Annotated in this window: 9 protein-coding genes; 3 read left to right on the forward strand and 6 right to left on the reverse strand. The window is 35.8% G+C overall.

What is annotated here, in order from left to right:
• Positions 1-66 precede the first annotated feature (66 nt).
• The 6 genes from LBU54_RS08230 to LBU54_RS08255 form a co-directional block, all read right to left on the reverse strand.
• On the reverse strand, positions 67-1,056 hold the full coding sequence (locus tag LBU54_RS08230) for an alpha/beta hydrolase (RefSeq protein ID WP_224528199.1): 990 nt from the start codon (positions 1,054-1,056) through the stop codon (positions 67-69).
• Positions 1,057-1,058: 2 nt separating this feature from the next.
• Positions 1,059-3,002 (reverse strand): glycoside hydrolase family 13 protein, encoded by a 1,944-nt coding sequence (locus LBU54_RS08235; RefSeq protein WP_224528200.1) that lies wholly within the window; start codon positions 3,000-3,002, stop codon positions 1,059-1,061.
• Positions 3,003-3,056: 54 nt separating this feature from the next.
• Positions 3,057-5,363: a glycoside hydrolase family 65 protein gene (locus LBU54_RS08240; RefSeq protein WP_224528201.1), complete on the reverse strand. Its 2,307-nt coding sequence runs from the start codon at positions 5,361-5,363 to the stop codon at positions 3,057-3,059.
• 38 nt (positions 5,364-5,401) lie between these two features.
• Entirely contained in the window at positions 5,402-6,058 is a 657-nt protein-coding gene (gene pgmB / locus LBU54_RS08245) for a beta-phosphoglucomutase (protein ID WP_224528202.1), read from the reverse strand.
• A complete protein-coding gene (locus LBU54_RS08250) occupies positions 6,048-7,421 on the reverse strand; it encodes an SLC45 family MFS transporter (RefSeq protein WP_224528203.1) in 1,374 nt (457 codons plus the stop codon). Before LBU54_RS08250 ends, pgmB begins: the two co-directional genes overlap by 11 nt.
• Positions 7,422-7,551: 130 nt before the next feature.
• On the reverse strand, positions 7,552-8,598 hold the full coding sequence (locus LBU54_RS08255; RefSeq protein ID WP_224528204.1) for a LacI family DNA-binding transcriptional regulator: 1,047 nt from the start codon (positions 8,596-8,598) through the stop codon (positions 7,552-7,554).
• A 280-nt stretch (positions 8,599-8,878) separates the two neighbouring features.
• On the opposite strand from LBU54_RS08255, the gene LBU54_RS08260 reads away from it, so the two are divergent.
• From LBU54_RS08260 to LBU54_RS08270, 3 genes are read left to right on the forward strand one after another with little or no spacing between them, the layout of a single operon-like run.
• Positions 8,879-11,776 (forward strand): SusC/RagA family TonB-linked outer membrane protein, encoded by a 2,898-nt coding sequence (locus LBU54_RS08260; RefSeq protein ID WP_224528205.1) that lies wholly within the window; start codon positions 8,879-8,881, stop codon positions 11,774-11,776.
• A 5-nt stretch (positions 11,777-11,781) separates the two neighbouring features.
• A complete protein-coding gene (locus tag LBU54_RS08265; protein WP_224528206.1) occupies positions 11,782-13,719 on the forward strand; it encodes a RagB/SusD family nutrient uptake outer membrane protein in 1,938 nt (645 codons plus the stop codon).
• Positions 13,720-13,737: 18 nt separating this feature from the next.
• Positions 13,738-14,934, forward strand: coding sequence for a SusE domain-containing protein (locus LBU54_RS08270; protein WP_224528207.1), 1,197 nt, complete (start codon positions 13,738-13,740; stop codon positions 14,932-14,934).
• The last annotated feature ends 21 nt before the right edge of the window (positions 14,935-14,955 follow it).

Genomic DNA, 14,955 nt, shown 5'->3' on the forward strand with positions numbered 1-14,955 from the left:
TTAACTATTAATGATAAAACCTTAAACGGCTAACGGCGACTCACAAGGCTATTTTTCGAATTGCTATTAATTTTTTCCTTTACCTAAAAGAAAAGTCATTGGTTTATCCAAGCGCTGATTCCATGAATTCTCCGAGTGATCGGTTCCTTCAAAAAATAAATTTCTTGAATCGTCAGTAGTATAGCCTTTCAATTTCAATATTCTGTCCACTTCTGGTGCGTACTGAGGGTAATGTTGGTCTAAGGTCTTGTCACCATAATCAAAATACAACTTATGAGTTCCTGATTCTGGCAGATTAGCTTCCATATATTTAAAAATAGCTTCTGGCAGCGGATTGTCCTCTTTAGGCGTTGCGCCAACCCAATGTGTAGAAATACAGCCAGCTCCGCCAAATACCTCTGGATATTCACTAACTGCGTACATAGACATTAATCCTCCCATACTTGAACCCATTATAAACGTATGTTCTCTATCTGCATAAACAGCATATTGCTTATCTATAAATGGCTTTATCTCTTCGGTTAAACATTTCAAATAATTGTCACCATTAAATTGAGGATTAAACCCTGCATTAACAGCCTCCTCCAGGAGCTGGTCTTGAACCGATTTTTCTATAAAACTAAATGCTTTCTGAGGGAATAAATCTTTCCAACGAATATTGGGAATATTATGAATAGCAACGACAATAAAGTCTTTTGTCTTGTGTTCTTTTATTAACTTGGTAGCCCACTCATCTACCTTCCATTCTTGTTTATTCCAAGTTGCAGTGCTGTCAAATAGCATTTGCCCATCGTGCATATACAATACGCTGTATCTTTTTTCTTTGGAATAGTTTTTTGGTAGCCAAACATCCACAGGTCTTGGAACGATATATTTGGAAGGAAAACTATCAATTCTCAATAGTTGACCAGCAAATAACTTAACATCCTCCAAAGGCTCCAAATTGTAGGTGACACTTGAAATTAAATCAGATTTTGCATTTTCTGAATTGACATTATTTTCATTTTTGCACGATAGAGTTGAAAGAATTATTAAAATGAAGAACAGGTGTTTCATGATTAGATCTTAGTTGTTAATATTACACTGCCCTTTTCACTTAACTTAATACTATCTTCCCAAACTATAGTTTCTCCAGTAATAATATTTTTAAGGGTTTTACCATTGAGCTGCAACTCATCAAACCGTTGCAAGTCTAGATCATACGCCTTTTCGTTTTTATTCATAATATGTACCACTGTTTCGTCTTTATTATAGCGCACAAGAACATAAGTATTATTCTCAGGTGCAAAATGCACGGTCTCACCACTATGAATTGCTTTACTGTCCTTCCTATAATTCAATAGCTTCGAAATAAAAGTCTGCATTTTTCTTTTCTCCGGTTCTAGATTTTCACCAGTGAATGCATTTACCACATCGCCTTCCCATCCTCCTGGGAAATCTGTACGGATCAAACCGTGATCTCCAGGATTGTCAAAATCGTCCATTAAAATTTCTGTGCCATAGTACATTTGAAATGTTCTTGGCAACACTGCCATGTAACTCAGTGCCATTTTAGTGTTAGTGATATCACCATCAAGCTGAGTGAATATTCTGCTCATATCGTGATTATCTGGAAAGACTAAAATATCCTCTGGCCTTGTATAACTAAAATCATTGGCCAAAGCCACATAGATCTCCTTTAAACCAGTTCCCCACGTTTCTTCGTTTTTAAGGCCTGCAACTACCTTTTCTTGCATAGCAAAATCCATAGTAGATCTAAGATTACTATTATAACCATCAGGATTTGCATGACCATCCTGCCAATATGCAATTAACAACGGGTTGGACGACCATTCTTCACCTACAATATTGAAGTTAGGATATTCATTCATTATTGACCCTGCCCAATCACTCATAAACTGTTTGTCTGGATAGGGATAGGTATCTTGTCTAATACCACCAAGCCCAAGTGTTTCAATCCACCAAATACTATTCTGAATAATATAGTTTGCCATGAATGGATTTCGTTGATTTAAGTCTGGCATACCATATACAAACCATCCATCTGTCATTTCGCTCTTATCTTTTTTGGATGCATAAGCATCTTGATTGGTGGTGCGCCTATGCGAAGAACGCTTCACGGTCTCCCCATTCCAATTATTTATGTTTGCCTCATAATGCTCTTGATAATTTACCCAATCTTTAAATGGCAAATCCTTCATCCACCAATGTTCCAATCCACAATGATTAGCAACTTGGTCCATAATAAGTTTCATACCATTAGAACGAAGTTCATCTGCTAGAACTCTATAATCTTGATTTGATCCAAACCTAGGATCAACCTCATAATAATCTGTAATGGCATAACCGTGATAAGAGCCCTGTGGCATGTCGTTGGTTAAAAGCGGACAAGGCCAAACTGTTGTAAAACCTAAATTTTTAATATAGCCTATATGCTCTATTATACCCTTAATATCGCCACCATGTCTCGCATAGCCATCGTTACGATTAATATCCTTCTCATTCATTGTTTCTATGATGTCGTTGCTAGGGTCTGCATTTGCAAAACGATCTGGTGTTATTAAAAAAATAGCATCAGAACTATCAAAACCAAGGTAATCTTCAGCAGATTTTTCTCGCTCTTTTAATTCGTAAGTTTGAACCAAATTATCTGCATTTTCCTTTTTGAAAGTAATATTGAATTTTCCTGGCTGGGCAGTTTCTAAAATTTGTAAATCCAGAAACAAGTAATTGGGACTATTTGCCTTGTGAACTTTTTCTATGGAAATTCCGGAATATGAAATTTCTGGTGTATAAGATCCGATTTCAGCATGATGAACGAGTAATTGCAAAGCTTCACTTTTAAATCCTACCCACCAATTAGGTGGTTCAATTTTATTTATGTCGTTTTTGATTTCCATGACTTCTTGTGAACTCGAATTGCTTGTGGTCTGGTTTTGATTATTACAAGAAAATACCAAAAACAACACAAAACAAAATATGGGCTGTTTCAATTTTATCATATAAACGTATTTTATTTTACTCATCAGTTTAGATACCAACAAGTATCAATTTATTTAAACCGTTACAAGATTATTCGGTGTAATCGTAACCTTTTCGCCATTTACCAAAATATCTAATTCATTGTCTCCTTCTAATTCAAAATGTGTTTTATCTTGGTTAACAATAACTTTTAATATCTGATGTCTAAAGTTTACCTTAAATGAATAAGATTCCCATTGCTTTGGTATTTTAGGTTCAAAAGACAACTTATTATTCCTCACACGCATTCCACCAAATCCTTCTACAATACTCATCCATGTACCTGCCATAGAAGTTATATGTAGTCCTTCATGTACTTCGTGATTGTAGTCGTCTAAATCTAATCGAGATGTTCTCAAGTAGAAGGTATAGGCTTGTTCCATTCTATCTAATTTGGCGGCTTGTATACTATGCACACAGGGCGATAAGGAACTCTCATGAACTGTAAACGGTTCGTAAAAATTGAAGTGACGTTCCAATTCTTCAGTTGTGAAATGATCTTCGAAAAAGTAGAACCCTTGTAACGTATCTGCTTGTTTTATATACGGCGAGCGCAATATTCTGTCCCATGACCATTTTTGATTAATTGGACGTTGTGATTTGTCTAAATTTGCAACAGTAATCAATTCCTTATCTAAAAAACCGTCTTGTTGCAAGAATACCTTATGTTCCTCAGAATATGGAAAGTACATATTGTTGGCTACTTCTTGCCAGTCTTTAATTTCGGCTTTTGATAATTTTAACTTATGCATTACGCGTGTGTAGTCTGTAGCATACTCTGCTTCAATTTTTTCAATATTTTCAACAGTATAATTAATACACCATCGCGCAATGTAATTTGTATACCAGTTGTTATTTACATTATTCTCGTATTCATTAGGTCCTGTTACACCAAGTATGACATACTTATTTTTTTGTGTTGAAAACGATGCCCTTTGATGCCAGAAACGCGCAATTCCTATCAATACTTCTAATCCCATTTCTGGTATATAAGAATAATCTCCAGTAAATCTGTGATAATTATAAATTGCGAAAGCAATAGCGCCATTACGGTGAATTTCTTCAAAAGTAATTTCCCATTCGTTATGACATTCTTCACCATTCATTGTTACCATGGGATATAAGGCGGCTCCATTTGAAAAACCAAGTTTTTCTGCATTTTCAATAGCTTTCTGCAAATGTTTATAGCGATATGTCAATAGGTTTCTAGCCACATGTTGGTCTTTTGTTGCCATGTAAAATGGTATACAATAGGCCTCTGTATCCCAATACGTACTACCGCCATATTTTTCTCCGGTGAACCCTTTAGGTCCAATATTTAATGTAGGGTCGGTCCCTAGATAAGTTTGATTAAGCTGGAATATATTAAATCGAATTCCTTGTTGCGCCTTTACATCACCATCAATTGTGATATCTGCCATTTCCCATATTTGCTCCCAGGCATTTTTCTGATCATTAAGTAGTTTTGAGTAGCCAATTTCAATTGCCTTGTCTAAAACAGAACCAGCAACATTAACCAACTCGTACTTATCATGATTTCTATCTGAAGTATAACCACCAAACTTATGTATTGAAAACACATCTCCTTTTTTGACTTTGTTTTTGTACAAAAACCCTAGATGAGTAGATGTTTTATCAACTTTTGGATTAATTTCTACAGGATTATTATTGTAAAAGAATTTGGATTGCATAAAGGTACAGGTGTAGAAATCTGTCTTCATAGTTTTAGCCTGAATGAATGCTTTTTCGCCATCTTGAGATACACTTATAACATCCCAAAATTTGTCATCCCAATTAGTGTCTTCATTTGTTATAGCGGCATCTATATAGGGTTGAAATTCTATCACAGCGTCTCCATTAATTGGTTTTACACTATAATTAATCACACCTATATTTTCAATATCTAAACTTAAAAAACGTTTTGCTTTTACCTCAACCTTAATATTGTTTTTTAACGTTGCCGTAAAACATCTAGAAAGCCAACCTTCTTGCATGTTTAGCTCTCGTTTAAAATTTTCTACCTTCTTGCAAGCATTTAAATCAAGAACTTCGCCGTCAATCGTTACGTTAATTCCAATCCAATTTGGAGCGTTGAGCACTTTGGCAAAATACTCAGGATAACCATTTTTCCACCACCCAACTTTTGTCTTATCGGGATAATAAACACCTGCAATATAACTTCCTTGAAATGTTGGCCCTGAATATTTTTCTTCGAAATTAGCACGTTGTCCCATAGCACCATTTCCAATACTAAAAAGACTCTCTGACGCTTTAACAGTATCAGGATTAAATCCTTCTTCTATGATAGACCAATTATTTGGTATGATATAATCTAAATTCATTTTTATAATTCTGTGAATGCTACAAACTGCATTCTGTTTTAATTGTTGATTAGTGTATTTAAAAATTCTTCTGAGATTTCTGTAAAATCTTTAAAAACATAGTCGGCTTCGCCTAGGACTTCTTTTGAGCCTATGCCAATAGAGACCATACTAGCAGTATTTGCGGCCTGTATGCCTGCAACTGAATCTTCAAAGACTATACAGTTTTTAGGTTCAATATGTAATAATTCTGCAGCAATTAAAAAAACTTCCGGATCTGGCTTAGCTTTGCTTACATCAGTACCATCTACAATGGCATCAAAAAGATCTTTAACATTTACCTTGTCAATGATATAACGCGCATTTTTACTAGCAGAACCCAAAGCGATACTTTGACTATTATTCTTAAGAAAAGTCAATTTATTTCGTACGTCTGGTAATAATTCCGATTCATCCATCCTATTTATGTAGGACAAATAATCTTCATTTTTTTCTGCCATTAAGCGTTTAAATTCATCTTGAGGCAACGTCTTATTACCCCAAGACAATATTTTTTCTAATGACTTTACGCGACTAACACCCTTTAGCTGTTCGTTTTCTTTTTCTGTAAAATCAATTCCCAATCCGTTAGCCAGTTCCTTCCATGCTAGGAAATGATATTTTGCAGTGTCTACTATAACACCATCTAAATCGAAGATAAATCCTTTAGTCTTCATCTGTAATAGGTTCTGTGTTATCATTTTGGTCGTTAACAAATCTTACTGAAATGGCCCCAAGCATCATAATAGCACCAGCAAGTACAAGAATATAAATGCCTTCTCCTCCGAAAAAACTTCTTAGAATTGGACCTCCAAAAACGCCGCTAATAATCTGCGGAATTACCACGGTTAAATTAAATAGTCCCATGTAAATACCCATTCGTTTCGCTGGCAATGAGCCCGAAAGAATTGCATAAGGTATTGCTAAAATAGCCGCCCAAGCAATTCCAATTCCAACCATTGATATTAACAGCATGTATTGATTTGAAAAGAAAAAAGTTGAAATAAAACCTATGCCTCCTAAGAATAATGAAAGCGAAAAAATAAATTTTCTATTTGTTAGGTCCATCAGTTTAGGCATTATTACAGAATATATAGCTGCAACCAAACTGTACAGCGCAAAGCAGATCCCAACCCAATTTCCTGCATCATCAAAAGCACGTCTAACTGTTGGATCTGTTGTGGTATTGGCATCAAAATCAATTGGGACACCAAAATAATGTTGTGATATGGCAGTCGTAGAATATACCCAAAGTAAAAATAATGGAAACCAAGAAAATAACTGAACTATGGCCAATTGCTTCATGGTTTTTGGCATATTTAGAACTAACTTAAAGAAGTTTTCCTTCTTCGATTTATCTTCTTGTGTTATTCCATTGATTTCTTCGAATTCCTTAGGTGGGTACTCTTTGGTCTTAAATACAGTAACCAATACACTAATTAATAAAAGAGAACCGCCAATATAAAATGACCATATCACTGATGGTGCCACTTTACCCGCCTCAGCTTCATTGGCTACTCCAATCCATGTTAAAATAAAAGGTAATGCAGACCCAATGACGGCACCCACATTTATTAAAAAACTCTGAATTGAATAACCAAGATTTCTTTGGCTATCTGGTGTCATGTCTGCAACTAGTGCCCTAAATGGCTGGAAGGTCACATTAAAAGAACCATCCATTAAGGCTAACATTATAACACCAAAAGCAAGAACGCCTGCGCTACCTGCCTTAAGAAATAGAGGTGCATTTGGCATCAGAAACATGGCAATCATAGATACGATTGCTCCAACTAAAATGTAAGGAGATCTTCGGCCTATTCTGGTCCATGTTTTGTCACTAGCAGCGCCAACCACAGGCTGAACGATTAGACCCATTATGGGTGCTACCAACCAAAAGAATGAAAGATTATGAGGATCTGCACCTAAACTAGTTAATATCCTACTAGCATTTGCATTTTGAAGTGCGAATCCAAACTGAACTCCTAGAAAACCAAAACTTAAGTTCCAGATTTGCCAGAAATTTAATTTACGCTTTTTCATGAAATAGTATGATTAAGTTAATACTATTCTGACAAGCTGTAACTCATCAAAACTTATGTGAGAAGTGAAAATATAAGTTCTGATTCAGTATGTAAAGATAGTTATTTTTTTAAATTAACAATGTTATTGTCTATTTAGTTGATTCTCTCTCAACCAAATCCGTTGTAATAACAACCGTTTGATACTCTTCCTCCTGGTCCGTATTTTCAGATTCCAGCTTATCAATGAGGAGATGGGCCGCTTTTTCACCCATTTGTTGTGCATGCTGGCTAACTGTAGTTAAACCTGGGGTTGCATGTTTAGATAATACACCATCGGTAAAACCAATAACTTGTAAATCTTCTGGTACGCTTAAACCAAGTTTTCTAGCAACTTTCATTGCAGATAATGCATATAATTCATTGACCGCAAATACACCATCAATTTTCTGATTAGATTTAAATAATTGGGTTATTTCTGATTCAAGAAGATCTAGGTGCTCCTCATAATCTAAGGTATCATCCATTTTAAGCATCAGATTAGATTCTAGAGTTAAATTGTGCTCGCTCAGGGCATCTATATAACCTTGTGTTCTCAATTTCCCAACACTTACATAATCTTTAGTAGTTATGAGGGCAATTGACTTACAACCATTTTCAATTAACTTTTCTACGGCATTCTTAGCACCATTAAAATCGTTCACAATTACCTTATCACACTCAATCTCTGAAACAACCCTGTCAAACATAACAATTGGCATACCTTGATTTATCGTTGCTGTTAAATGGTGGTAGTCCTGCAACTGTTGTGTTTCCTTGGAAATAGAAATTATAAATCCGTCTATACTGCCATTGGCCAGCATCTCCATATTAATTACTTCTTTGGAAAAGGATTCATTCGATAATCCTATTATAACATTGTAACCTCTTTGATTAGCCACCAACTCGACCCCTCGAATAACCTTAGAAAAAAAATGATGGACAATTTCTGGAATGATTATACCAATGGTATTGGTTTTTCTGTTTTTAAGACTAAGCGCAATATTATTGGGTTTATAATTATATAATTTGGCAAATGCCTGGATTTTCTGCTTAGTATCATCACTAATTTCAGGACTATCCTTTAACGCCTTTGATACGGTGGAAATAGACACATCCAATTCTTTTGCTATTTGTTTTAGAGTAATTTTTCTGTTCATATTAAGTTTACATTGCACTGCTTATTTGCTAAGATAAGTCAAATTTAAGTTTTCGTAATTTTTCGACATTCTAATTTTATCGGTAAAAAACTGATAATTCCTCATCTTTTCTATCATTTTTTGTGATTGTTAATTTTTGTTAAAAAGTTTTTAACACGAAAACGTTTTCGTGACATATGTCATGTTTTTTAACATTTGTAACACGCTAATTTTACATAGATTTAACTCGAGAAGTGAAAATATAAATCAATTAACTAAGCAATTAATTTAAAAACACTGTATGAAAACATTCTTAAATGCTTTGCTCTTATGTCTCGTAATGGTGCCAGCAACCTTAATGGCGCAATCTACCGTTTCAGGAACAGTAACAGACAAAGCAAATGCAATGCCTTTACCAGGCGTTAACGTCATTATTAAAGGCACAACTAGAGGTACTTCCACAGATTTTGATGGTAATTATACTTTAGAAGTAAATCAAGGAGAAACTATCGTGGTTTCTTATTTGGGTTACACTACTCAAGAAATAGTTTATAACGGTGAGGCTACACTAGATATCGTACTTCAAGAAGATGCTGCGCAACTTGATGAAGTAGTCTTAATCGGTTATGGTGCTACAACAAAACAGGATGCCACTGGTGCTGTTGAAAAAGTAGGTGACGAAGAGTTTAACCGTGGTGCGATCGTTGCTCCTCAACAGCTAATCGCTGGTAAAGCTGCGGGTGTGCGTATCACAAGTGGCGGTGGTGCAGCTGGTGAAGGTGGTGAAATTAGAATTCGTGGTGGTGCTTCATTATCTGCAACCAATGATCCACTAATTGTTATTGACGGTCTACCTATTGACCAACGCGGTGGTGCACAAGGAAGTAGAAATGCTTTAAATGCAATTAACCCAGCAGACATTGAAGATTTTGTTGTTTTAAAAGACGCCTCTGCAACGGCTATCTATGGTTCGCGTGCATCGAACGGTGTAATCCTTATTACAACGAAAAAAGGTACAGCAAATCAACCACTTCAGTTAGAGTATGGTTTACAAGCGTCTACAAGAAGAATTACAAATACTGTAGATGTCTTAAATGCAAGTCAGTATAGAGAACTCGCTGAAGCGAATGGTGTTGATCCTGATACATTTGGAAACGCAAATACAAATTGGCAAGATCAAATCTTTACAACTGGTATTGGGGCTATACATAACATTACGGCTTCTAAAGGCTATGAGAATTTTAACTTCAGGGTTAATTTTAACCATGTTTCTCAAGAAGGTCCATTAGATGGAGACTTATACGAAAGAAATGGATTTAATACCTCATTTGTTCATAGATTTTTAGACAATGATCTTAAACTAACTTTAGTTGCACGAGGTATCCAAGACGAGTACCATTACGCAGACGGTGGAGCAATTGGTCAAGCCGTTGCTTTTGACCCTACGCAACCTGTAAGAGATGAGAATGGTAATTTTACACAGTTAGGCGCGCCATTAGCTCCTTCAAACCCATTGTTTACCTTGGAAAACACAAATGATAGGCAAACAATTAAAAGAGCGATTGCGAATTTTAATATTGACTATCGATTTTGGTTCTTACGCGATTTGAAATTTAACCTGAATGCTGGTATTGACTACGCTGAAAATGACGGATTTAGGTTTGCACCTGCAAACCCAAACAATCCAGATGCCTTTGCTTTTAGAGGATTCTCTTCTGGGTTAAACAGAAACACAGCTTTAGATTTCTTCTTTAACTATAAAAAGAATGTAGAGTCTATTAATACAACATTAGATATTACAGCTGGTCACGCGTATCAAGAATTTTATATTCGCTCTAATATAGATCAAACCTCAGGACCAAACATAACTATTGATACTGATATTAATAGAAATGCTCTAGAATCTTACTTCGCGAGAGCAAGTTTTGACATAGCTGATAAGTATCTTATCTCAGCAAGCTTTAGACGTGATGGATCTTCAAGGTTTAGTGAAGATAACCGTTGGGGGTCTTTCCCAGGTTTATCTGTAGGTTGGAAATTAATGAATGAAAGCTTTATGCAAGATTCATTCTTCTCTAATTTAAAGCTTAGAGCTGGTTGGGGTGTAACTGGTCAACAGGAAATTGGACAGAACTATGGTTTCTTAGGTTTATATACACCATCTAGAAACGATCAAGCAAATATTCAGTTTGGTACTGATGTTAATGGTCAACCCATTTTTATTCAAACATTAAGACCTGAAGGATTTGATGAGAATTTAAAATGGGAGGAAACAACACAGTACAACGTTGCTATAGATTTTGGATTCTTTAACAACAGAATAACTGGTACCGTTGATGCTTATTACAGAGAGACTGAGGATCTTTTAGCAACTGTACCTGTACCTGCAGGTTCTAACCTAACAGATTTAATCACAACAAATGTTGGTGCAATTACAAGTAGAGGTATTGAGTTTAGTCTTAATGGTGTCATTGCTCAAAAAGAAGATTTCGGGTGGGATACTAATTTTAACCTCACCTTCCAGGAGCAAGAAATCACTAAGTTAAGTTTAAGTGACGACCCTAACTTCTTTATACAAACAGGTGGTATTTCTGGTGGTGTTGGTAATAATATCCAAATATGGAAACCAGGATTCGATCCTTCAACATTCTTTGTGTTCAGACAAGTTTATGATAACGATGGCAACCCAATTGAAGGTGCATACGTTGACGTAAATGGTGATAACCAAATAACTGAAGCAGACAGACAAGCTTACAAAAAGGCAACACCAGATGCATTCATTGGTTTCACCAACAACTTTAGATATAAGAGTTTCGACTTAAACTTTACCTTTAGAGGTAGTTTTGGAAACTACGTTTATAATAACGTGGCGTCTGATAGAGGGAACTTAAATGCCATTATTGGTCAGCCCGGATACAATGCAAATCCACACGCAAGTATATTAGATACAGAATTTACTGGTCAGAACTTATTCTCTGATGCATACATTCAACGTGCTGATTTTGTTAGATTAGATAACATTTCATTGGGATATACATTCCCATTCGAAAAGGTTAAACTTAGAGCCTCATTAACCGCTACAAATTTATTTGTAATCACAGAATATGATGGTTTAGACCCAGAAATAGGAAATGGTATAGAAAACAACTTCTATCCAAGAACTAGAGATGTTGTATTAGGGCTTAATTTTACATTTTAAAAAAAATGAAGAATAATTATATAAACAACAAAGCTATGATGTTAAGAACAATTAAAAATTTATTTGTGCTCTTCACACTTGTATTTTTTGTACAATCGTGTGATCTAGACTTCCAACCAGAGGACGAGCGTCAATCTGCGGACGAAGCTCTAAGTGATCCGGCTTCTTATAAAGAATTCCTGGCTAAAATTTATGCAGGTATTTCATTAAGTGGACAGCAAGGTCCTGCAGGCGCGCCTGACTTGGCTGGATTAGATGAAGGATTTTCCAACTATTTAAGATTATACTGGAAAATGCAACAACTTACAACCGATGAGGCAATTATTGGTTGGAATGATGGAACAATTCAAGATTTACATGGTCAAGTTTGGACTTCTGGTAACGAATTTATCAGAACAATGTATACACGATTAATGTATCAAGTAACACTATGTAATGAATTCCTAAGACAAACTACAGACGACAAGTTAAGTAGTAGAGGCATAGATGATGCTTTAAGAGCAGAAATTCAAACTTATAGAGCTGAAGCACGTTTTATGCGTGCCTTAACGTACTGGCATGCAATGGATTTATTTGCTAATCCTCCTTTTGTAACAGAAGATGATCCAACAGGAGCTTTTTTACCGGAGCAAATACAACGGGCAGACTTGTTTGATTTTATCGAAAGTGAATTATTGGATATTCTTGATGATATGGTAGCGCCACGTCAAAACGAATATGGAAGAGCAGATAGAGCAGCTGCTTGGATGGTTTTGGCAAAAATGTATCTAAATGCTGAAGTATACACTGGTACTTCTAGATATGCAGATGTTATAACATACATTAATAACATAACTAATGCAGGTTATACTATACCAAATACACCATATTTCCATTCCTTTTTAGCTGATAATGACTCAAATGGAGCTCAAGATGAGGTTATTTTCACAATACCGTTTGATGGCTTAAGAACTCAAGCGTTTGGTGGTATGACCTTCCTAGTTCACGCTCCTGTTGGAGGAACTATGGATCCAGCGGACTTTGGAATAAACGGTGGTTGGTTCGGTATTAGAACTACACCAACATTTGTTGACCAATTTAACTTAGATAATTTTGATCCAGAAGCAGCTACTAATGCAATTGGAACATTGTCTGAATGGGGACTTATTGGTAGTGGTACTCCAAATGGATGGGATGGCCCAGACATTCCAATGGCAGAGATTTCTGAAAACGTCTATCAAGGTTACATCAATTTTGTAGATGGTGAAATGAAATTTAGATTTAATAATGCCTGGGCTATTAATCTTGGTCTTGATGATAGTAGTGAAAATCCTTTTGCACTCGCACAAGATGGTCCTAATATTCCAGTTGAAGAAGGATTATTTAAAGTAACGCTTGACTTAAATACGTTGACATATTCTTTTGATTCGGTAGATGGACGTGAGTTGTTTTACACTGATGGTCAAAATAAAGACATTGAAGAAGTTGGTCCTTTTAACCAAGGTTATGCCGTTGCTAAATACAGAAATGTTGATGTAGACGGCAATCCTGGCTCAGACACTTCTGGAGATCATATTGACACAGATTTCCCAATGTTTAGATTAGCAGATGCTTATCTTATGTATGCAGAAGCTGTATTGAGAGGCGGAGGTGGTTCTATGAGTACAGCTGTAGATTATATTAATGAAATAAGACAACGTGCTTATGGTAACGCAGCAGGTAATATTTCAGAATCTGACCTAACGCTAGATTTCATAATCAATGAGCGCTCAAGAGAGCTTTATTGGGAATGCCACAGAAGAACAGATCTTGTTAGATTTGGTCAATTCTCAGATGAGGGTGTTTGGCAATGGAAAGGTAATGTACCACAAGGTACAACTACTGAGTCTTTTAGAGACATCATGCCTATACCTGCTACCGACTTAGGTATTAATACTAATTTAACTCAAAATCCAGGATACTAATTAACACGATAAATAAAAATGAAAAAATTATCAATTTTAGGCCTTTTCATCTTTGCCTTAATAAGTTTTAACAGTTGTGAAACGGAAGATGATGTAGTTTTCACAACAGATAACAGTGGCGATTTATCTTTTACGAATAACTTCTCTGCTGAATATCTTTTGACACCACAAACTGCAGCTAACTTAGCTGAGCGTTTTACTTGGGACGATGCTGAAGTAGACGTACCTACTAATGTTACCTACCAATTAGAAAAATCTAATACAGGTGATTTTACTGATGCTGAGACGATTGGTGCAACAACAGGAAATGAAATCTCTATTACTATTGGAGACTTGCTTTCTTATGCTGCTCAACTTGGTTTAGATGCAGATCCAAACACACCAGCTCCAAATACGGGTGAAGTTTTCTTTAGACTTAAATCATTCATTGGAGACGGTAGTTTAGAAAACTTCGGGCCGGCTCAAGGATTGACCTTAGTAATGTTAGAAGTAACAGATACACAGGCAGCAGTTTGTGATTTTGATCAAAAATTTATGGTTGGTGCTGGAGTTAAATTTACAGGATGGGACTGGGCGACACCACAAAAGGCATTGTGTTCAGGAACAAACGTTTATACTATTAATGTAGATCTTATTAGTGTCAACGATCCTGTTGTTGTTAATGATGGTAACTTTAGATTCTTTACAACTGAAACAGATTGGGGCTCAGGTATTAACTACCCAGGATATATTGCAGAAGGTTATACTATAGATCCAATGTTTGAAGATGCTCAAGATGGTGATAACAACTTCTTGTTTACAGGTCCTTCAGGTAAGTATTTCTTAACTGTTGATGCATTAAATAAAACCATTACTCTAGACGATCCAACGCCACAAGGAAACTGTGATTTCGATCAAATGTGGGCAGTAGGTGCTGGCTTAACAGACGCTGGTTGGTCTTGGGATACTCCAGTTCAGTTAATGTGTGAAGGTGATGGCGTATACTCAGGTTGGGTAAATTATACATCTGATGGCGATGCTAACTTCAGATTCTTTACAACAGCAACAGATTGGGGTTCAGGATTAAATTATCCGCATTTTGAAGGAGAAGGCTATACCATAGATGCTAACTTTGAAAATGCACAAGATGGAGATTTTAACTTTAAGTTTATTGGTACATCAGGGCAATACTATACTACTATAGATACCCTTAATAAAACAATTACTTTAGAATAGTCTAACAAACAATCTAAATAA

It is taken from the genome of Winogradskyella alexanderae, assembly GCF_020166335.1.
GTDB classification, from domain to species: domain Bacteria; phylum Bacteroidota; class Bacteroidia; order Flavobacteriales; family Flavobacteriaceae; genus Winogradskyella; species Winogradskyella alexanderae.